This window comes from Phormidesmis sp. 146-20 (assembly GCF_052939475.1).
Genome location: NZ_JBJPHT010000007.1, coordinates 23,091 through 43,374, shown reverse-complemented (window position 1 = coordinate 43,374; position 20,284 = coordinate 23,091). Strand labels below are relative to the sequence as shown.

General features: G+C 47.6%; 22 protein-coding genes and 3 pseudogenes. 8 read left to right on the top strand and 17 right to left on the bottom strand.

Features of this window, described 5'->3' with window-relative positions; genetic code table 11:
- Nucleotides 1-31 precede the first annotated feature (31 nt).
- The 6 genes and pseudogenes from ACKFKH_RS08305 to ACKFKH_RS08280 all read right to left on the bottom strand — a co-directional run bounded on the left by ACKFKH_RS08305 (nucleotide 32) and on the right by ACKFKH_RS08280 (nucleotide 4,236).
- The gene (locus tag ACKFKH_RS08305; protein ID WP_446857794.1) at nucleotides 32-427 is read right to left on the bottom strand and encodes a hypothetical protein; all 396 of its coding nucleotides are present in this window, start codon (nucleotides 425-427) and stop codon (nucleotides 32-34) included.
- Nucleotides 412-540: pseudogene (locus ACKFKH_RS08300) on the bottom strand (transposase); the annotation flags it as partial. The gene ACKFKH_RS08305 and the pseudogene ACKFKH_RS08300, both read right to left, overlap by 16 nt.
- 217 nt (nucleotides 541-757) lie before the next feature.
- A complete protein-coding gene (locus ACKFKH_RS08295) occupies nucleotides 758-1,075 on the bottom strand; it encodes a DNA methyltransferase (protein ID WP_446857793.1) in 318 nt (105 codons plus the stop codon).
- Nucleotides 1,076-1,332: 257 nt separating this feature from the next.
- Nucleotides 1,333-1,938 (bottom strand): Uma2 family endonuclease, encoded by a 606-nt coding sequence (locus ACKFKH_RS08290; RefSeq protein WP_446857792.1) that lies wholly within the window; start codon nucleotides 1,936-1,938, stop codon nucleotides 1,333-1,335.
- A gap of 110 nt (nucleotides 1,939-2,048) precedes the next feature.
- Nucleotides 2,049-2,456: a hypothetical protein gene (locus ACKFKH_RS08285; RefSeq protein WP_446857791.1), complete on the bottom strand. Its 408-nt coding sequence runs from the start codon at nucleotides 2,454-2,456 to the stop codon at nucleotides 2,049-2,051.
- Nucleotides 2,457-2,475: 19 nt separating this feature from the next.
- Complete coding sequence (locus ACKFKH_RS08280) at nucleotides 2,476-4,236, bottom strand: SWIM zinc finger family protein (RefSeq protein WP_446857790.1); 1,761 nt, start codon at nucleotides 4,234-4,236, stop codon at nucleotides 2,476-2,478.
- A gap of 182 nt (nucleotides 4,237-4,418) precedes the next feature.
- On the opposite strand from ACKFKH_RS08280, the gene ACKFKH_RS08275 reads away from it, so the two are divergent.
- On the top strand, nucleotides 4,419-4,841 hold the full coding sequence (locus tag ACKFKH_RS08275; protein WP_446857789.1) for an ABC transporter substrate-binding protein: 423 nt from the start codon (nucleotides 4,419-4,421) through the stop codon (nucleotides 4,839-4,841).
- Nucleotides 4,842-5,016: 175 nt separating this feature from the next.
- On the opposite strand, the pseudogene ACKFKH_RS08270 reads toward ACKFKH_RS08275, so the two are convergent.
- From ACKFKH_RS08270 to ACKFKH_RS08230, 9 genes and pseudogenes are all read right to left on the bottom strand, one after another.
- Nucleotides 5,017-5,247: pseudogene (locus tag ACKFKH_RS08270) on the bottom strand (ISAzo13-like element transposase-related protein); the annotation flags it as partial.
- Between the two features lie 157 nt (nucleotides 5,248-5,404).
- Nucleotides 5,405-5,875 (bottom strand): DoxX family protein, encoded by a 471-nt coding sequence (locus ACKFKH_RS08265; protein WP_446857788.1) that lies wholly within the window; start codon nucleotides 5,873-5,875, stop codon nucleotides 5,405-5,407.
- Nucleotides 5,876-6,117: 242 nt separating this feature from the next.
- Nucleotides 6,118-6,978, bottom strand: coding sequence for an alpha/beta fold hydrolase (locus tag ACKFKH_RS08260; protein WP_446857787.1), 861 nt, complete (start codon nucleotides 6,976-6,978; stop codon nucleotides 6,118-6,120).
- 178 nt (nucleotides 6,979-7,156) lie between these two features.
- Complete coding sequence (locus ACKFKH_RS08255; RefSeq protein ID WP_446857786.1) at nucleotides 7,157-7,477, bottom strand: DUF1330 domain-containing protein; 321 nt, start codon at nucleotides 7,475-7,477, stop codon at nucleotides 7,157-7,159.
- A 32-nt stretch (nucleotides 7,478-7,509) separates the two neighbouring features.
- Complete coding sequence (locus ACKFKH_RS08250) at nucleotides 7,510-8,106, bottom strand: TetR/AcrR family transcriptional regulator (RefSeq protein WP_446857785.1); 597 nt, start codon at nucleotides 8,104-8,106, stop codon at nucleotides 7,510-7,512.
- Between the two features lie 5 nt (nucleotides 8,107-8,111).
- Nucleotides 8,112-8,861: an alpha/beta fold hydrolase gene (locus tag ACKFKH_RS08245; RefSeq protein WP_446857784.1), complete on the bottom strand. Its 750-nt coding sequence runs from the start codon at nucleotides 8,859-8,861 to the stop codon at nucleotides 8,112-8,114.
- A 376-nt stretch (nucleotides 8,862-9,237) separates the two neighbouring features.
- Nucleotides 9,238-11,082: a serine hydrolase gene (locus ACKFKH_RS08240; RefSeq protein WP_446857783.1), complete on the bottom strand. Its 1,845-nt coding sequence runs from the start codon at nucleotides 11,080-11,082 to the stop codon at nucleotides 9,238-9,240.
- 214 nt (nucleotides 11,083-11,296) lie between these two features.
- A protein-coding gene (locus ACKFKH_RS08235) for an IS1 family transposase (protein ID WP_446857380.1) occupies nucleotides 11,297-11,988 on the bottom strand; the annotation gives its coding sequence in 2 pieces (ribosomal slippage) (nucleotides 11,297-11,664 and nucleotides 11,664-11,988; 693 coding nt in all).
- A 52-nt stretch (nucleotides 11,989-12,040) separates the two neighbouring features.
- A pseudogene (locus ACKFKH_RS08230) lies at nucleotides 12,041-12,646 on the bottom strand (ABC transporter substrate-binding protein).
- 57 nt (nucleotides 12,647-12,703) lie between these two features.
- Here ACKFKH_RS08230 and ACKFKH_RS08225 point away from each other — a divergent pair.
- The 7 genes from ACKFKH_RS08225 to brnA all read left to right on the top strand — a co-directional run bounded on the left by ACKFKH_RS08225 (nucleotide 12,704) and on the right by brnA (nucleotide 16,376).
- Nucleotides 12,704-12,919 carry a hypothetical protein gene (locus ACKFKH_RS08225; protein ID WP_446857782.1) on the top strand — a complete coding sequence of 72 codons (216 nt, stop codon included), beginning with the start codon at nucleotides 12,704-12,706 and terminating at the stop codon, nucleotides 12,917-12,919.
- A 9-nt stretch (nucleotides 12,920-12,928) separates the two neighbouring features.
- On the top strand, nucleotides 12,929-13,636 hold the full coding sequence (locus tag ACKFKH_RS08220) for a transposase family protein (RefSeq protein WP_446857922.1): 708 nt from the start codon (nucleotides 12,929-12,931) through the stop codon (nucleotides 13,634-13,636).
- Between the two features lie 156 nt (nucleotides 13,637-13,792).
- Complete coding sequence (locus ACKFKH_RS08215) at nucleotides 13,793-14,140, top strand: hypothetical protein (protein WP_446857781.1); 348 nt, start codon at nucleotides 13,793-13,795, stop codon at nucleotides 14,138-14,140.
- Nucleotides 14,104-14,418, top strand: a complete 315-nt coding sequence (locus ACKFKH_RS08210) for a Uma2 family endonuclease (RefSeq protein ID WP_446857780.1) — start codon at nucleotides 14,104-14,106, stop codon at nucleotides 14,416-14,418. Before ACKFKH_RS08215 ends, ACKFKH_RS08210 begins: the two co-directional genes overlap by 37 nt.
- Before the next feature lie 401 nt (nucleotides 14,419-14,819).
- On the top strand, nucleotides 14,820-15,707 hold the full coding sequence (locus ACKFKH_RS08205; protein WP_446857779.1) for an Rpn family recombination-promoting nuclease/putative transposase: 888 nt from the start codon (nucleotides 14,820-14,822) through the stop codon (nucleotides 15,705-15,707).
- 194 nt (nucleotides 15,708-15,901) lie between these two features.
- Entirely contained in the window at nucleotides 15,902-16,171 is a 270-nt protein-coding gene (locus ACKFKH_RS08200) for a BrnT family toxin (RefSeq protein ID WP_446857778.1), read from the top strand.
- Nucleotides 16,152-16,376, top strand: coding sequence for a type II toxin-antitoxin system BrnA family antitoxin (gene brnA, locus ACKFKH_RS08195; RefSeq protein WP_446857777.1), 225 nt, complete (start codon nucleotides 16,152-16,154; stop codon nucleotides 16,374-16,376). Before ACKFKH_RS08200 ends, brnA begins: the two co-directional genes overlap by 20 nt.
- Nucleotides 16,377-16,545: 169 nt before the next feature.
- Here the strand turns inward: brnA and ACKFKH_RS08190 are convergent, their stop codons facing one another.
- Entirely contained in the window at nucleotides 16,546-17,571 is a 1,026-nt protein-coding gene (locus tag ACKFKH_RS08190; RefSeq protein ID WP_446857776.1) for an ABC transporter substrate-binding protein, read from the bottom strand.
- 10 nt (nucleotides 17,572-17,581) lie between these two features.
- The gene (locus tag ACKFKH_RS08185) at nucleotides 17,582-20,125 is read right to left on the bottom strand and encodes a TonB-dependent siderophore receptor (RefSeq protein WP_446857775.1); all 2,544 of its coding nucleotides are present in this window, start codon (nucleotides 20,123-20,125) and stop codon (nucleotides 17,582-17,584) included.
- Nucleotides 20,126-20,284: the final 159 nt, after the last annotated feature.

The following is a 20,284-nucleotide window of genomic DNA, read 5'->3' as shown; positions in this document are numbered from 1 at the left end:
GCCAGGTGTATTCAAATCTTTTCTTGATGTACTACACAGAAGCCGGAGTTTTCTGGTTGCAGATCATTCTGAGCCGATCGAGATACGGTAAGCTTGCCATAACAAACTCGGTATTTTGCACAAAGTCAATCAGGCAGGCAATCTCATCGACTCCCGCGTCACGAATTTCTTCTACAAAAGGCTGACAGCTTGTAGGCGTACCGATCAGCGATCGTCCTTTCATAAAGCCTTCTACCCCAAACTCTAACAGGCTATCAATGTCGTCTTCCGAGAAATCTTTGAGGCTCACGGTTAGCCCCATGCCTTTTGCGAGTCCTTCGAGTAAGTCGTAATAGGTTTTGAGATAGTTGCAAAACGGTTGGCGAACTTGTGGGTCTATCGGGTGAGTTATGCTGAACCAAACTCTAGATGTCAGTAGATGAGACACCGCCACTCAAAATTGGCGAAGTTTCGGAATCCATAACCCAAACGCTTGATTACTTTGAGCCTATTGTTAATGCCTTTCACCCCTCCACTCGTGGTGTTTGCAAAGTAGCTCACCGTGCATTAGCATAACTCACCCAGTAGACCCAGAGAGGTTTGGTGATTGGGAAAGAAAGTTGACCACAGTGGACTCTATTAATAATCCTAAACTACCCATGCGGTTGATTCGACGAGGTGAATTGGTCTACCAACGCGACGAGCATGAGGAGACTCAAATAAACCTTTTCTAAATCACTAGCTGTAGCTGTTTAGGGCAAGTGATTTGAATTGTCTTTTAGGTTTCAATAAGCTCCTTGAAAAGAGCGATCGCCTGAGTACTACTTTCTGCTGGATCTAAGAATCTGAAGGCAGAAGTTGCCAAGTATTCAAGACTCTGCTCAAAAGCGATCCAGCGGCGCTGGCAAGCCTCAGCAGCAGTTCCCGTTGTATTAGAACCTGCAAAGATATCCAGCACCGTATCTCCTGGCTCTGTTAAGAAGTCGATGAAGAAGGCTGGGAGCTTTTGAGGAAATCTTGCAGGATGCGGAGCAACACCCGCTGCTTTACAGAGCTGAAGGTAGCGAGAATTGCTTTCAGTATTAGGAATTTGCAAAAGGAGGAGAAGTCATCACCAAATCAACCGAATCAGCCTCAAGCTGCTCTAGCAAATCCAGGGAATCTCCAACGTAGGCTGCCCCATGACTTGTGACGTAAAGAGGATTACTCAACATCTACTGTATCTTTACCTGCATGGACAGTACGGATTATAAGTTCTTAGGCTACAGATATCATTCGGATTCAGGAATAACTCTACAAAGGTCAACTCTTTCTAGAGAACCGCACAATTTAATCTTCAAATTTGAACCCATTTCAGTCATTGTCATTTAGCAGAGAATTAGATTGAATTTCAGGTTGCACTAGCAGCACATCTTCATAGATTACGTCGATCGAGATTGTCAAACCCACACTCACTAGCTCAATGTCATCGCCTTCACCATAGGGAATAAATGTCCATGACCCCGATTGACTCCGCCGGAAGACATCCACCGTCTTGGCAGTAGATCCTACAAGAACATACTCTTGCAAACTCTCCAAACGGCGGTAGAGAGCGAATTTTCCACCTCGGTCATAGGCTTCGGTGCTAGGAGATAAGACTGCAACAATCAAACAAGGATGACGTGAAAACTGTTGAGCAGTGCGGTCTTGATCATTACAAGTAACGCTGACATCAGGATAAACAAAAGGGCCATTCTCTGTAATTCCGACCTTTGCATCTGAGTTTCTTACTTTGCAGCGTCCGCGTAGACCCTCGCGGAGGACACTCGCAACATTTAGCGCAATGTCAGCATGGGGGAGCGATCCACCCGTCATCGCAAAGACTTGCCCATCAAAATACTCATAGCGCAGGTCTTGCTGGGCCTCCCACTCAAAATATTCCTGCGGGGTCAAATGAGGAAGTGTACGGGTCGCAAGCATGGGCACTCGGATTGGGGAAGTTGCATCTCTATTGTATAGGGCGCTTAGATTCGATCGATCTAAGTTTTCTCAAAGGAATTCGCGGTGCCTCATTCACTCTTATGATTGCTCTAGGGTTCAATTTGTAAGTCCGAATCAATTTCAATGACTGTGATTTTGGCATTCTCAACGACTGTGTTTCCCATAATCGTATTGTGCAGTGCCTCAAACTTCGATTCATCTTCAGCAATGCGCTCGTAGTGCAGAATGACATGATACTGATGATTGATTGGCTCTCCAGAGCGCGATCGTTCTATCGCATCCCAATCGATGTTTTGCTGTTCTTCCGCTATCTGGCGATAAGCATCGGCTAACTGTTCTAATGCAATTGAGATCGCATGTTCTTTTGTTTGCCCATAGCATTGAATGCTTTCTCTGGAAGAATTGCTAAAAGAGGATGATAACTCGCAGATATAGTGTCCGTTTGACTGAGGGACAAGCGTGATTGAGATTGTTTCGGGGGTGCGATTCAGAACCATCATTCATCTCCTACAACACTCAAAGCTTTTGCAACATTGCCATCAGTTTATATTTGCGGGCGTGAGTTTGCATCAATTGCTGACGGTAGGCTGACCATTCTGCCTGCTGATAGGCAGCTTTCGCCTTTTGCAACCATTCGATCGCGTGGTGGTAAGCATCGGCTTTGCCTCGATTCATAATGTCTTCGGCACGCTGACGGGCATTTTCGATCACCCATTCTGGGCGCTGGGAGATAGCAGCCTCCATAACGCGATGGATCAGGGAGTAGTAGCTAAAGCTTTTGATGGCAGCAATGGCGCGATCGATTAGTCCTTCGTGCAGAAAGATATCTACCTTTGCCTCTTCCAGTCCCCAACCTGTGTGCTTCTCCAGCATTTGCAGCAGGTCTTGACGCAGCGTTGCCCAGTTCTCTCCTGCCAGGTCTTCGATCTTTTGGTAGTCCGCAAAAGAGGGTTGGGCTTTGAAGGCGGTGACTCTGGCGGTGAGCGCGATCGCCGAATTATCCAATCCTTCTGCCAGGTCACTTGTCCAGATGGCGAGTTCATAGAGACGGTTGCCGGGTAGGGTCAACCCCCTTTGGGCAATGGCTAGAGCTTGGGTAACGGCTTCTTGCTGCCGCAGAGTTTGAGCCAGGGCAAAGGCTTCTTCCAGGGTGGCCATCTGGGTTTGGGCGGCGGTCACAGCTTCTTCTACTCGTCCCAATCGGGCCAGCGTGGTGAGGTATTGTTCGATTTGTCCTTCGGCTTGTGCCAGGTAGAGATATTCCTGATAGCGTTCTTGCTGGGTCAGAATGTCTAGCCGGATCGATGCCAGGTCGCCAGCAAAGTCGGGCCGCTCTCTGTCCCAGGCACCCAATTCGGTGATTTCGCCGTTTAGCACTCGCACCAATGGCGGATGGCTCCATCCCTGCTGCAAGGCTTCTAGACTCATCGAGAGGGACTCTCCCCATTGTTGCTGCCAGGTTTGGAGTTGCGATCGCAATTGGGTCTGCTGTTCCGCCGTGAGTTCAGAAATGAGAATGGCTTGAGTCCAGGCGCGCTCGAGCGCTGCGACAATTTCATTGCTGTCTGCTCCATAGTCTTCGACCTCATCCCAGTCGTCTACGCAGCCCTGGGTAATGCCTTCCAGAATTGCCATTGCACTTTCCCCGTCGCCCATTTGAGAAAATTCTTCTGCCTTGTCTACAATGTTCAGCAGGTTGTCGGTTACCGGATCATCGTCATAGCCACTTTCCCAGGCATCGACAGCATCGCGAAACACTTGCTGCACCTGACGACGGAAGGGGGCGGGATCGATGGGGGTGCGACGAGTTGGCTTCGTCTGTGTGGGAGAGGAGGTCGCTGGGGAGGAAGCGGCAGTGATTAAGGTAACCTGGCGATCGAGGTCATCGATCAAGCGCGGATGATCCGCAAGAAGTGTCTGGACGACCTGCCGGGTTTGAGTGAGATCGAGGCGATCGAGGAGTTGCTCCAGAGAAGGACGAACTTCAATGGTTTCTGGTTGGTGGACACACACAAGCAAAACGGCAACGATGTGTTTGCACCAACCCCCAAAGCTATAGGCACAGGTACATTGGGCAGTTGTAATGCCACCTGCGTCAAACTGCATTGTCACTTGATAAGGTCTGGCTTCACTCCCTTCGACTTCTGCTTGTAGCACATGGCCTCGCTGAGTGAAAGCGGACACGGCTCCCGATCGATAGTAGCTTTCACCTCGCTCAAAGGATTGAGGCGTTGCATTGCGGCGCAGAGTGGTCAGCTTGATAGGAGGAATCGGCATAGCACAATCAAAAAAGGAGGGCAATTGTAATGATGTTCAACCTACCAGGTTACGCTCCCTGGATTTGTCTATCTTAAACCTGGAAGAAGTCATCGAAAAGTCTGTAGAAATGGTAACGCCGATCAACAAGAGTCAGAGGCGCTGCTGAATCGCAGTATGAAATGCTAAATTCGCCCTAACCCTTGCCCCTTGAGAGAGGGAACGTTTCAACTCAGCCTGTAAACATCGGCTTACATTACAACCCTTCACTTGAAGTCTTACTCAAAAGCAAGCCCGACCTGATTCTAGGCATGAAAGATGTGAGCAAGCAGTATTCAACACTGGCAAAGATTGCGCCAGCTTTAGTGCTGGATTGGTCTAATATGGAAACGAATTTAAACACGATCGCAGCAGCAGTTCGCAAACTAGAGCAAGCGCGTCGCATTATCGCAGAGATGAAGCAATCAATTCTTGATGCACGTCAACTCTTTGCGCCATTCATTGCGACCCATCCAAAAGCTCTGATTCTCTCTACCAGTAACATGAGAGAGATCAACTTATTTGATCAAGAGAGTAACCATTGCTCTTCTCCATTGCTCTTCTCTAGTTGCAAGCTTAGGATTTGAAATCCTAAAACCCGCAAATAGTCTTCCTGGTCAACTCGCTATCCCAATTTCACAAGAAGAACTGCCTCAATTGAATCAAGCGGATTTAGCTATTTTGCTGGGGTTTGATTTCTCTGCGGTTGGTAAGCTCACTGATGCAGGCAATCTTGAAACGCATCAACTCACTCCAATTAAGCTCCTCGATCCAATGAATGATCGGAGAAATTCCCTTCCAAGTCATGTTTCCTGCCCAGTGGAGGGCAGCTTCGATAGAATCTAACACTGTGCCATTCCAGTAGTTCTCCAAGACTGCCCAACAGCGTTCTATCAGGTTGTATTTGCTGTGATACAGCGGGTGGTAGACGAGGTGAATTCTCAACCCGCTCAGTTGAGCAAATTCCACCATGCGTTTGATGAATTGGGTGCGGTCACACCCTGTTAAAGTCCTAACAAACAAGCTCTCGCCGACGGAACAAACCACGTTGATTTTCGCAGTTACCGTTCGCAGTTACCGCCCCGTTGAATCTAGTTCACTGCTTTATAGTACGCCTTACTCCAAGATTCTGGAAACGATTTGAGCGATGTTACCCAATTGCCCTTGGAGATTGCTTCTGCACTGCAACTATCCAAGTCCATCCAATGAAGATGACTTGCAATGGTGTACGGAACAGTAGGTAAAGTGGTCCATTTCCATGACCACCAAAATCCACTGAATTCAGCGCTGCATAAACATTGGACGGAAAAACACAAACCAAAAATGCAATCACAAGTATTCCTGTAAGTCGAAAATACTTAGGAATCAGCAAGCCAATCGCAAAAAACAGTTCAAGCATACCAGTTGCATAGATGATGAAATATCGAAAAGGTACAAATTCAGGTAGCATTTGAACCATGCCATCATTTAGCAGGAAGTGACTGACTCCGGTAAATAAGAACATAGCGGCTAGAGCGATTCGCCCGCAGAACCGATAGCGAATCGGCTGTTGATTAAAAAAGACAAATCTAATCAGGATTGCGAAGGCAAAGGTAACTAACAAAATAATCAAGGTTGCCATTGTTTTGCTCCCTTCTGCTGGGTTGTCAGCGAACGTTGCAGCCCACTCGCAAATAATCTTAACTCATCTCTTTCATAATGCCGTTACACAGTGTCCGAAATCTGTCCGTACCAATACGCGAATTCCGTAATCACCCACAAGTATATTAATTGTGGCGCTGCTGCATAACGGGTCGCTTGAGCGGCTGCTAATAACTGTGAACTCAACACCAAGATCTTCGGAAGTCCGCTCTCAGCGAATTGTTAGGCTGTTTCTTGCGGGGATACAGTATTCTTTTCTATCGCGCCAAGAATAACAGCCCAGTCGTTGCGATGCAGTTCGTGTCCTGTTCCTGGCAATGGCAATAATACAGCATCCTGGATCTCTGCTTGCAATGCCAAGCCATGGGCATAGGGTAAAACACAATCTTCTGTGCCATGAATAACCAGAGTTGGTACAGCGATTTCGTGGAGGCGATTACACCATTTTTCTCCGCCTTGAAGCAAGGCATGATTAAAGGTCGTTATGAGATTGGGAGTGCGATCGAAGTCAGCCCCAGCTAATTCGCAGATAGCTGATTCATCAAACGGATGGGCTGAACCAGACATCAATCGCCACGTACCAATCTGATAGTCAATCACTGCCTCACGGTTTGCCCAATCCAGGTCACTGGCTTTTGCATGGTATTCAAGGATGGATGGATCGATCCCTGGCATTGTTGGATCAGTTTCGGCTAAGCGTTCTGAGGCGATTAACGTCAGACTTTTGACCCGTTGAGGATGCTTGAGCGCCATCAGTTGAGCCAGGAATCCTCCTAGCGATATTCCCACTAAATGAGCGCTCTGAATTCCATAGCCATCAAGAACACAAAACGCATCATCCGCTAGATCTTCAACGGAATAATGAATATGACCTAGCTCGTAACTGGTTGAGCGCCCTGTGTCTCGGTGATCGTAGCGAATTACATAGCGACCCAGAGCAGCCAATTGGCAGCAAAAGTCTTCTGCCCACCACACGGCTGAAGCCATCGCTCCCATGATTAATAAAACTGGTGGATCGTCTGAAGTACCGAAAGACTCGGAGAAAAGGCGAACTCCGTTATGACTAATCCATTTACTTTCCATATCTTTTCATACATCGGTTTTCTTATATCTTAGGCAACCTTAATTCCAGGGTTTCTCCATTGTAGAAGTGTAGAAGGTTAATCATTTGGTATTCTGCGGTAGCCATACTTTGCAGCCTAACACCTAGGGTAAAAGTTGCTTCGGCTTGGATGAATTGTTGGAGCGCACTCTGACGTTTTTAGCTAAGGATGTCAGTACCTTTGTGCCCGTCGGATACACCCTCTACCAAAAATACGTCACCGACAGTGTTGTTGACACGTAATGACCGAATCGCCTTATAGTCATCTGATTCATACCAACCGCTTGCTTGTTCTAGGGAAGGGAACTCAATAACAACCAAGTCTCCTAGCCAAGAACCTTCCAGTAAGTGATAGGGGCCACCGTGTATGCGGTACTTGCCAGAGAATGGAGCCAGCGTTACATCAACGCGTTGCAAATATTCTTTAATCTTTTCGCCAAATCGTGTCTCATAAATCACAGCAACAGCATAAGCGGTCATCGTTTAATCTCCTATTCGCGGTGTACTAACTTTCAGTGGTTTACTTCATCACAAAACTCTGCGAGCACTTGAGCTTTCACAGCATTGAGCGGGAAGGTTTTGGGGTAGGTCGAAAACATCAGCATAATTCCTTGCAAAGTTGCAGAGAAATAAAGCGATCGCATTCGTGGATTTTCCACGCCCAATCGTTCAAACATCTGAGTCTGTACTTCAAACTGTCTAGCTTGTTCGTCCTTTAATTTCTGGCTAGATTGCGCCGCGATCGGATCGAGATTGGGTTGGCTGAACAGATTGAGGTAAAATCGAAATACATCCGGCTGCCGCTGGACATCGGCGAGTGCCCCTTCGACAATGTGCCGAATCCCATCTGCTGGTATTGGTTTTGCTTTAGCAGCATTCATCACCAGCAATACATCATCGATCCGCAGATCGACCAGTGCAGATAATACTTCTGCCTTGCTTTTAAAATAGTGATACAGCAATCCCTTCGAGATTTGAGCTTGTTTAGCGATTGCTTCGATCGAGGTAGCGTAATAGCCCTTGTCACAAAATAAACTCAATGCTGTTTTGAGAATATGTTCGCTAGTAGCCTGACGGATGCGATCGTTTTCGGCGGAAGTACGGGGCATTGGGGTTACTCACTGAGGAAGGCGGAGATCGAGCTAACCAACCGAGTGGGATGAGTTAGTGTCGGCATATGATCCGCTCCCTCAATCCGATCGAACTGAATATCCGGTACTTGTTGAAACAATTCCGCCGTATGTAAATTATCTGCCATGTCTTGAGTCCCAATGATGAATAGGGTTTTGGTCTGAATTTTATTTAAGCGTTCAATCGTCGGCGGCTGGGCCCACCGCATCTCCGTGGTTTTCCACTCCAACGCTCGTTCGTTGTTGTGCCGGGTCATTGCAGCCATCAAGTCACGCTGGGGACTAGACATGACTACGCTGTAAATACACTGTGCGAGGCAAAGCTGGGTCATTTTTTCCGTGTCTGGAGCCGCTGCCCAGATTTGGCCAAACAACTGTTGGATCTCAGGTGAGAATTGATGCCCAGACAGCCCTGGAGCAACCAGCACGAGTTTAGATACTCGATCGGGATAAGCTAAAGCGAAATCAGTCGCAATCTGCCCGCCCATGGAATGCCCCACTAGAATTGCTCGATCGATTTGCAAATAGTCGAGGAGATTTTTTAGATCTTCAACAAAATCGGCGGGTTCGAGTAGTGGTGGCGATTGCCCTGCACCGCGTCCGTCAAAAGTAATTACCCGATAGTTTTGGGCTAACTGAGGAACAATCAACTGCCAATCGCGCAAGTCCGCTCCACCACTATGCAGCAAGACGATTGGTTTGCCTTGTCCGTGAATTTCATAGTACAGATCCATAGTTTTATCCTCCACAGAAATATTAGTGAGATTTTTGCAAGAAGTTACGTTGGCGTAGCCTCTCTGCAAGAGAATCGCGTTTCCGGTTGTCCTCTTCTGCTGTCTAGAGCCAAGAGATATCTTGTCCAAGCGACTTAACTACATCTCATTTCTTAAAGTTATCATATTTATGACTGAACAAACAGTCAATAAAAAACTTTACAAATTGGGCGAAGGACTAAGCCGCATAACGACCAAGATAAGAGGCGACGAGTAACCTAGAACGAAGCGAAAAGTCTTCAAATCGCCGCTTCATCGACTTGTTATCCCGCGCCTCAACGATGTAGCTCCATTCTAGTCATTCCCTTGTCACCGAAGAGTTGGTCGTTGCCTACACCTATGCAGAAGGCTGAGATTGATATTGCTGTATAGTGCTACGAATGTTTTTGTTGACGGTGATAAAGCTAGAATCCTCCAGTTCACTTGTCCCTGTGGGAGTTGGCTGTGAAGCCAAAACTGTGGCGGTGATGTTGTGATCGGGTAAGTAGGTTAGCTCTGAACCCCAGCCGATCGTCGCGCCATTATGACGCAAGAAATTGCCAATGCCTGCGATACTACCGGATTCAAGACCTAACCCATAGAAATTACGTTCGATGCCATCAGGGGCTGAACCTGGTGGACGATTCACACCGGCAAGGAGATCGGAATTGTCACTAATCATCAACTGCAAGGTTGATGGAGATAGGAATTCTCCTTGGAACAAGGCTTGCCCAATTTTGGCAGTTTCGGCGGCTGTAGAGACGATTGCCCCTGCTGCTGCTGCCCAACTCAGCCCTTTTTTGCTCACTTCATCGACTTCATTTAAGTAATCGGCTGTAGTAATCTTGCCATCACTATCTAAATCGCTATAAGTCCGAGTAATGTTACCTCGACTCACCGCTTCCTGCGGCGCATAAAATGTCTGGTTCAGTCCCAACGGTTCAAAGATCCGCGATCGTAGCTGGTGAGCCAATGTTGATCCGGTTGCTTTTTCCACAATTTCACCCAGTAATACGTAGTTGCTATTACTATAGGAGTAAGCCGCTCCCGGTTCACCCAAGGCTGGTTTACCTTGAACAAACGACAGTAGCTCCTGCGCTGGAATAGTGCGATTAAAAAATGCCTTGGGATCACTAAAGAATTGTGCCCTTGCTTCTGGTTGATCTAAATAGCTGGGAACACCGCTGGTATGACCCAGTAATTGACGAATGGTAATCCGATCGCCATTTGTAATATTCTTCGCTAAATCTGGCACCCATTGATTGAGCGTATCATTCAGATTTAATTTACCTTCTTCGTACAGTTGCAATACGACTGTGGCAACGATCGGTTTCGTAATACTCCCAATTCCAAATACTGAATTAGCATCCACGGGTGCTTGGGTTTCCCGGTTGGCTAATCCTGTAAAACCCTGCCAAACACTACCATCTGGCGCAAAGGTCACTGCTGCTAGCCCTGTAGCATTGGGATTGTCCAACAGTGATTGCTCTAGATTCGCCTGTAAGGTTTTTGCGAGTTCGACGTTCCCAAATAGAAAACTGTCGGCTTTAAGTCGGGTAGCTTGCACTCCTTGAAGTTCCGCGATCGCTTGACTTGCATCAAACACGATCGTCCCACCGTTGTTGTCCTTAAAGGTCAAGTTCTCAAACCCGGAACCCAGACGTAAAACCCGGATTTTGTCTTGACCGATTTTGAAATCAGTGATGCCGCTGGCGGATTTGGATAGTGCGCCGCCGACCCAGAATTGGTCGTTGCCTTTACCGCCCATCAGCCGATCGCCGCCGTCATAATCGACCAGCGTGTCATTGCCTTTACCCCCTTTTAAGCGGTCAAAGCCTGCGCCCCCATCCAAATAGTCATTCCCCATGTCACCGAAGAGTTGGTCGTCGCCTGCACCGCCTTTGAGCCGATCGTCGCCCTTGCCACCTGACAAGTAATCATCGCCTGCACCCCCCACGAGTAGGTCATTGCCACGGTCGCCGAATACGCGATCGTTGCCTGCACCACCGTTCAGCACGTCATCCTGGCAACCACCCCGCAGGGTATCGTTCCCTTCATTCCCAAATAGTACATTGGCTTGACGCGACGCACCCCGTAAGGTGTCATTGCCTGCTAGTCCGAAGAGTGAACCCCGATCTGCTCGGAGTGAATCCGGGTTGACGGTTACAGTCAGTGGGCGGTTAGTCGATGACATCGAATCCATAAGAGTGAGTCCTTCAAAGGAGATCCGGTTTACAGCACTCACTCTAATCAGTCCTTGTTTGTTATCCATCGACTGACAGGTCTGACCGATCGGTCAATTTTGCGATTGGATAAAATCGGTTGTGTCGTATGCAATGGGTTTAGAGATCTAAGCTTAGGAAAAGATTTGATGCCTATCCTGATGATATGGCGGCGTTGCTGAACAAAGGGATGAATCAAGTGAGTACGGGTATTGACCAATACTTTAGGTAATGGAGGAGCAATCGCAGCGAATGCTTTAGCATTTCGACCGACTTGGAGTAACACAAGGTCTTGCGATGCAATCGAGCTAAGTAGTGACGTAATCGGGTATTCTCGCCTTCGACTCTCGTCATATACGTCTTGCTCACAAGGTGGTCGCCTTCCTCAATAAAACCGGGATAAACCTTCCAGCCATCGGTGACATAGAAGTAGCAATGCCAGCAACAGACAATCTGCCACAAGGGTTTGAACGTCTCTGCGCTGTGATCTCCCACCACCCAAGCGAGAATGCCCGCCCGGAAATGGTTCACGGCTGTCCAGATCCAAATTTTGTTTTTTTTGACCCGACAAAGGTTTCTAGTTCGTCGAGTTCTCCCACCTCTGGAATCTCCGACTCCTGTGGGGCATCCGGCAGTTGCTGTCCGAGTTGCTTGACCCAATAAATCACCGTTGTGTGATGCACGCCAGTACAGCGCTCAATCGCGCGAAATCCCATGCCGTTGACGTAACGCATCAAGCAGTCCTGCTTGGTTTCCTCGCTGTAGCCTTTGGGTGGGTCATAGCCTTCAATAAATTGGCGACCGCAGGCGCGACAGATATGATTTTGCTTGCCTCGTCGTTTCCCGTTCTGGCGAACCTCAGTAGACCCACAGTATCGACACTGCATAGTACAACACCCTCATTCATCCCTCTATTATGCAACGCCCTTTTTTTGAATGCTAGACGGACTTTTTAGAAATGAGATATTGGTAGAGATCGTCCAAAACGGCGTTAATTGCAAAAATATCTCCGCTGTGCCATTGGTAAGATACAAGATGAGCTTGATTCTTTTGAACTACTTTGAGATGTTGCCATAAAGGATCGCGAGCAAGCCTCCCTAACACCGTTTTCGCACCTGCTTCTCCTTCCCTTGTTAAAAAGAATAGAACATCACCATCGATCGCTAATATCTCTTCTTTAGAAAGGGACTGTGGCGCATAGATAACATTCTCGCTTTAAGAGGGCGGACGCTGTAGCTCAAGATCTTTAAGAATCATCCCTACTGTACTTTGCTCTCCGTAGCCGTGAACAAACTCAGGAAACATCCCAGCAACAGAAACTTGAATTTGATCACGACGATCGCCTAAAGCTTGTTTGAAGTTCTGAATGCGCTTTTGGTACTGTGCAATTAATTTCTGACCATTCTCTTCTTTAGCGAGTACTTTAGCAAGTGCCATCAGCCTTTTCTGCCAAGTAAAATCACGCGATAGTACGATCGTTGGAGCAATGCGAGAAAGTAAGGCATAACTTTCGGTTGACCAAGGATTTCCAATAGACCTGTTCAACAATTAAATTGAGGCAAAAAAAGATGGTAAAACGGTGTTTTCACCCCTTACCATCCCATGAAAAATCCTCTTGATTATATCCGCACTTACCCCCAGCGTAGTGAATTGATTTTGGGCATCAGTTTTGAGGAGTTTAACCGTCTAATTGAGCCAGTCAGAAAGCTTCATGCCCAAGAGCAAGCGGTGGTGGAAGCTCAAAAAGTGCGAGTGAATGCAGCAGGTGCCGGGCGACCTGAAGTGTTTACCTTGGAAGCCACGACCCCTTGCGGGTAACTCGAAGAGATCGCACTGTGTTTATTTCATCTGCGGCACGACCCGACCTTTGGCGTGCTAGGCATGATCTTTGAGGTCTCGCAGGGGCAGGCGAACCAAGCGTTCCACCAAGGGTTGAGGTGGATCAGGCAAGTGCTCCCGGCGAGTTTGTATGAGCAGTTTGGGCACGACCCAGAGTTGTGGGCATGGGTGCAAGAGTTGTTGCAAGATGAGGTGCTGTTAGCCGACAGCACGGAGCAGGCGCGAGAACGTCCCTCAGACTCCCAGGTTCAGGAGACATATTATTCAGGCAAAAAGAAGCAGCACACGCAGAAAACGCAAGTGTCAGGAACCTCTGACGGGCGAGAGATCGTAGATGTGATTCCAGCAGTGCCAGGTCTAACCAGTGATATTAGCCTGCTGCGCCGCCAACAACAGAAGTTCGACTCCCGGCAGCAGCTCATGGGGGATAAAGCCTATCAAGGGGCAGAGCACACCACCACGCCTCACAAAAAGCCCAAGCATCGGGAATTGAGCGACACTCAACAGCAGGAAAACCGGGTCAGTTCTGCCCAACGCATCTTCATTGAACACTTGATTCGGCGCTTGAAAATCTTTCGGATTTTGACGAATCAGTTTCGCTTGGAGTCGCGAGTGTATTCAGTTGTGGTCTTAGCCATTTGTGGACTAGTCAGATTGCGGTTAGGCAACCTGGATTTCACAACTTACGACTTTTGAAATCAGCAATGGGGTTTGCTTCTAGGCGGTGCTATGAACAACATTAATTCCTGATAGAAATAGCCTCAAACCCCGATGCCTTCGTTCCTGAACAGTCTGGCGAGGTTAACCTCAAAGCTAGGCACAGTCTCGCTTACAAATTCTTGAATAAGTCTAATGAGAGCATCGTTTCTGGTTGCAGGCTCCGTGATTTCCAAGCCCTTATCACCCTCCTTACCCAGCACCGCCGACCTGCCCTGCTCAGATGATACGCCCGTGGACAACGAAGACCAAAACCTGCTGCCTAACCTGTTGCTATTATTGTTAACCAGCATTTGGGCGGAGCGGATGGATTGGTACTTTGGGGTAGAGATGGCGGTGTATCACACGACGGGCGTGAGTCCGAAGGTTCCCGTTGTCCCAGATGGGTTTTTAAGTGTCGGGGTGGAGCGCAAGAAGGGGGGCAAATCGCGGCGCAGCTATGCCACATGGGAAGAAAACGACATCGTGCGATCTTTGTCCTAGAAATGGTGTCACACACGCCACGAGAGGAGTATGAGGAGAAGCCGGAGATTTATCGCAAGCTGGGTGTGTTGTACTACCTGGTGTATAACCCAGAGTTTTGGCGACGCGACCCGCATCAACCGTTTGAGTTGTATAAGTTAGAGAACGATAGTTATCAACTACAGATTGGTGAGCCGTATTGGATGCCAGAAGTGGGATTAGGGATTGGACGCTATCGAGGCGTGGTGGGTGGACTTAACCAAGAAATATTGACCTGGTACAATAGATTTCCTGCATGAATACCTGGCGATTGAAATCGCTGCTATCAGAACAAAGTCCACCTCCGTGGACTAACGGTTAAAATCGCCTCTTTAGTGTGCGAAGGCACACTTTGCTCTTGTAGCCCCGACTTTAGTCGGAGGGCATCTATGATTCGTGCAGGAAGTCTAATAGACAGGGCTATCGCTATCTCAGTTCAGAAGAACGGGCTGAACGGTTGGAGGCATATCTGCGATTAGCGCAAAGCGCAACTCCGTAGGAACCGCAGGGAATTGACCCCAATCAGCTACCTAACTAGACGCGATCGACACTCATAGCGCGATTAGCGCAAAGCGCAACTCCGAGGGAACCGCCTACACCTGCAAGGTCTATCAATAGGGAATTTAGCTAACTTGAGGTGCTGCTTAGAGTACACTTGACCGTGTTGTTCTCTCTGCCTCTGATGCGCCGTGATCCACTGTTCTACAAGCTGTTTCAACAATCTCCCACACTCTTGTTTGATCTGATTGGAACTAGACCGAGCAATGCGGCTGATTATCGCTTTGATTCTGTTGCAGTGAAAGAGCCAAAGTTTGAGATTGATGGGGTGTTTTTGCCGCCAGATAATGTGATTGGGACAATTTACTTCTGTGAGCTTCAAATGCAGAGGGATGAACGGCTCTACGAACGACTTTTAGCTGAATCTGCATTGTATTTTTATCGGAATCGAGACCGCTTTAATGACTGGGAAACTGTGATTATCTATCCATCGCGCAGTGTCGAGCAAAGCGATCTGCATCCGCATCGGTCTTTTCTGAATGGTGGACAGGCGCATCGGGTGTATTTGGATGAGTTGGGGGATGTCAGAGATTTGCCTGTGATGGTTGGAGCGATCGTGCTGACAATTGTGGACGAAGCGGAAGCCCCAGAAGCCGCGAGAGATTTGATTGTACGAGCGGATCAGGAGCCAGTCACACCTGAGCAGAAACAGGACATAATAGATATTGTGACCTCGATTTTGGTCTACAAGCTCACTAATTTAAGTCGATCGGAGATCAAAGCAATGTTGGGAATAGATTTAACACAGGAACCACGAGCGATTCGAGAGGCGAAGGAAGAGGGCAGAGAAGAGGTGCGCGGACAAGAAGCGATCGCTTTAGTCACTCGTCTGTTAAGACGACGATTAGGGCAAGAACTTTCTGAAGAAACAAGATCGCGCCTTTCATCCCTACCTTTACCTGTCCTAGAAGACCTCAGCGAAGCCTTACTCGATTTCACCACGTTGACGGATTTAGAGGCTTGGTTGGAAGAGATCGTAGAACCCGATTAACGATCGCGATTCATCCCAGTACGATCAAAGCACGATCGCTAACTCCCAATCTTCCCCATCACTCTCTCACCCATCCACTCACTTACTCCCTTTCCCCCCTCCCTTCTCATTGACGAGGTATTTTCCAAGTTATCTATAAAGTATTTTGTGCGATTGTCATTTACAATTGCGTGTAAATCAGTTACGAGGTATTGATGGAGTTTGAGTTTGATTCACAAAAAAGCCAAGCGAATCAGCAAAAGCATGGGATTGACTTTGTGCAAGCTCAACAATTGTGGGCAGATGTGGATCGGATTGAAATTCCTGCTAGAACGGAAGATGAAGTTAGATTTTTGGTGATCGGTAAACGTGGAGAGAAACATTGGTCTGCTGTGATTACCTATCGAGGGGGAAAAGTACGGATTATATCGGTTCGACGTTCACGGACAGAGGAGGTGGCATTTTATGAAGGCAGCATTATTTGATCAGCGGTTTGATCAAGGTGAAGACGTGTCTGAGTTTTTGGACTTAGGGAACGCACGTCGTCCGGGGCATGAGTCAAAGTCTGTGACGATCTCGTTTCCGCAATGGATGGTGGAGGCATTGGATCGAGAAGCACTGCGACTGGGTGTGAACCGTGAAGCGATCGTCAAGGTTTGGTTAGCTGAACGGTTGGAACGAGTCAACTAGCGCGATCGCTACTTATCCAATGTGATCGACACTCAAAGCACGATCGACAACAAAACAGGATTAGCAAGAATAACGATCGCTATTCATCTCAGTGCGATCGACAAAAGAGTGCGATTAGCGCAAAGCGCAACTCCGCAGGAACGGCTTGCACCTGCAAGAGCTATCAGCTTTAGGAGTCTTTTACAAGATATCTATAGAGATCATTCAGAACACGATCAGCGCCGATCGTTCCTCCGATTCCAGCCCATTGCACTGCATAGATTTGCTTGTTTTGAACTGCCTTTAAAGTTGACCAGATGGGGTGCTTCAAAAATGACAACGAACTTAAATTTTCAGCATCTCTTTCATAGACTACTATCACAAATAAAATATCAGCATCATAATTGAGTAAAGCCTCCAGACTCACGGGTAAAAACATATCTTGTTGCTGCTCTTGGCTCTCAAGAAATTGTAAGCCTGCATCTATCAAAATCTGGTCAGAAGGAAAGAGACCTGGCTTAATCGAATAGATATTTGAGCCAGAAATTTGAATCACTGATATTTTCTGCGTTTTTGATCTTGGCTCTAGTTGTTGTCGTAATTGCTTGACCTTGTTTCTGTGCTCAGATAGAACCGCTTCAACACGATCGACTTTTCCAAGTAGTTGAGCGATGTATCGGATATTTTTCTCGAAGTCTACTCCACCGTCAGTATCAATGACGACTGTAGGCGCGATCGCAGAAAGCTGTGGATAGATTCGTTGTTGATATTTGTGCAATAGAATCAGATCGGGTTTGAGTTGAAGAATCTTTTCTAGCGAAGGTTGCTCATCTCCAACATTTGGAATATTGGCTGTCAGGCTAGGATCAATACCTGAATGACCTTCTAGACAGCCAGAGCAAGGGGCAATACCAACTGGCTTTATGCCTAGTGCAAGCACAGGATCGAGAAAGATATTACCGTCCATTACAATCACTCGCTGCGGGTGCAGTGGGATTTTGACTTGACCCAAAGCGTGTTCTACTACTTTTGTAGCTGTGGGCATTTGTGCAAGGCTTGGTTCTTGTACAAGGTTGAAACTTCTCTGCTCTAGTGGAGTGGAATTACGGCAGGCAACAGCAAATGTAATCGTAATGACGACTAGAAGTAGCAGTCTAAAAATTCTACGAATCGCCTTTGGCATTGCTAAAACTGTTTCTCCTGCTCGATTCTTCATCAACTAAAAGCTAAAATTCTAAGCTGATAGAACCTGTGATAGTTAGAGGATCACCCCTTTCAAAGCCAACATTGAAGTAGTCTATATCGAATAGGTTGCGAATGTTGACTGCTGCATTGAATCGATCGCGGCGATAGAACAATGATGCGTCAGTCCGAAAGTAATCGCCTAACGTAAACGAATTCGCCAGATTTCCTTGCCGCTCACCTACATAAAATAGCCCCAACCCAAATCCTAACCCTCTTAAGCTTCCTGATTGAATCTGATAAGTTGTCCAAAGACTGGCTTGATGTTCTGGTACACCCTGTAATCGATTTCCTACAGGAATACTATTATCTTCAGTGACTTTCGCATCCGTGTAAGCATAAGAGGCAATTACGTTCCAACCTGGGAGAATCCTACCTGTGACATCTAACTCGATTCCTCGGCTGCGCTGTTCTCCGGTTTGAATTGAGAGTCTAGGACTCACTGGATCGGGAGTGATGACATTTGTTTTGGTGATTTGGTAGGCAGCTACGGTTGCTGAAAGCCTTCCATCTAGAAAATCGGCTTTGATGCCCGTTTCATACTGGGTTCCTTTGGTTGGCTCGAATGCTTCACCATCAGTATTAAATGCTCCAAAGGTAGCAACAGGTTGAAAAGACTGACTATAGCTCGCGTAGAGTGAGATGGTTTTACTGGGTTGATACACCAGACCAATTCGAGGGCTAAATGCGCTGTTGTTTCTTTCTTGACCACTGTTTCTAAAATCGCCCTCGCTGACAGTCGAAACCCAATCAAATCGACCACCAACTAGAAGTTTCAGATTATCTAGCAGCGTAACTTGATCTTGGATGTAAAAACCATAGGATCGAACCTTATCAACAATCTCAAAGGTTGTATCGTAGATAGGCTCTGGAATGTTATCGTAATTGGGATTTAAGATGTCAAGTGGAGGAATATTTGTCGCGCCGAACGCGCCTGCCGCTGGGATGTTGACACGGTAGTAGTCAAAACCGACGAGAAGTTGATGCGCGATCGAGCCTGTGTTGAATTTCCCAAGTAAATCGATTTGACCAAAAACATTGTGATAGCTGAAAAAACCCTCTTCTGGGCTGACAACTAAAAATTGATTATCTAGTAGCTGTGAGCCGCCAGCACGAAGATCGACAGCAGAAGTATTGTTTACAGCAATGGTGTTCCGAATCTGTAAATTATCGCTAAATTCATGGTTCAGTGTGTAGCCATATCTTTGAGTGGTGAACTCAAGAAAGGCAAATTGGGGATAGCCTGGGAAGAATTCTCTAGGAAAAATAGCGCTACCGTCAAAAAGTCCGCCGCTCTGTATAGGGCTATCTCCCACAGATCTGAGATACTCATAATATAAATTCAGAGTCGTGCGATCTCCCAGCTTCCAAGTGAGCGTCGGCGCGATTGCAGTCAGGTTTGTATTAACAAAGTTCTGAACGCCGTCTGAAGTTTGATAACTAGAAATCAATCGATAGAGTACAGATTTATCGCTCGTTAGAGGTCCTGAAAAATCAATAGTAGGTTGATAGAAGTTCCGATTTCCGATTTCTAATGCAATTTTATAGTAAGGGTCGCTGAGCGGTTGTTTAGTGACTACGTTGATAACTCCACCTGGTTCTAGTGATCCAAATAGAACCGAAGCGGGTCCTTTGAGAACTTCCACCTGCTCAAATGTTTCACTCGCTCTCAGACCATAGAATCCTCCGTCACGAAAGCCATTGCGTAAGTTTCCGCCTCCACCATCACTCAAGCCTTGAGAAAATCCTCTGATGATTCTACTCTCCAATCCAGGCGCACCGAAAAAGGTGATATCGCTTACAACACCGCTGACGGTTTCAACCGCTTCATTAATCGTTCTGACATTGCGATCTTCTAAAACCTGTCGCGGCACAACTTGAATCGAAGCCGGAATATCTCGGAGTGGCGTATCTGTCCTCGTTGCTGTACTTGCATTCGGCACTCGATAGCCTCGCGCTCCCTCACCCGTTACTGTAATCTCTTCTTCTACTGCATCTTCATCGGGTTGAACACTCAAGATTAAACCCCGATCGCTCTTCACAATCTCTGCAAGAGGCGCAACAGCACTTCCCACAATCCGAATCTGCACCGTCGCCGCATTCACCTGAGTAGCAGTTACTTCCGTAATGTCGTTTCCTACGGAGTTGCGCAAAGCGCTAATCGCGGGTTTCTCGGCTCGAAATGCTCCCCCGTCCGGCAATGCCAACACCGCATTCGCAATCTCAGCAATCAGCGTATTTCCTTCTTCTCGCGTGGTCGCTTGCAGCGTTCTGCCATCAGCGGTCTCAATCTGCACCTGAAGCCGACCCTCGATCGACACCAGTCGAATCTGGATAATTTGCGCGGTTGCTGCTTCCACCTGTGCCGTCCATTGCTGCACCGTCTTCGCACTCGCAGGCAAATCCCGCGCCTGAAGCACCTTCGCGGGTTCCGTCGCCCCAGCACTCGCTGCCACGACCACCGACAGAACGCTCACCGTCCAACTCAACTGCTGTAGTCCTTGCCCCGCAGCCCATCGCATCCGCATCTCGCCACACCTTCTTGAAAATCACTCTCAAGAAATACCAGACTGAGAAACGCGATCGCAATGGGGACTTGGGGGACTAGCGGAACTTTTTCTGAAGGCTAGACGGACTTTTTTCACTGTTGCCTCTGCGATTTACCCGGTACACTGAGGTGAGAAGCA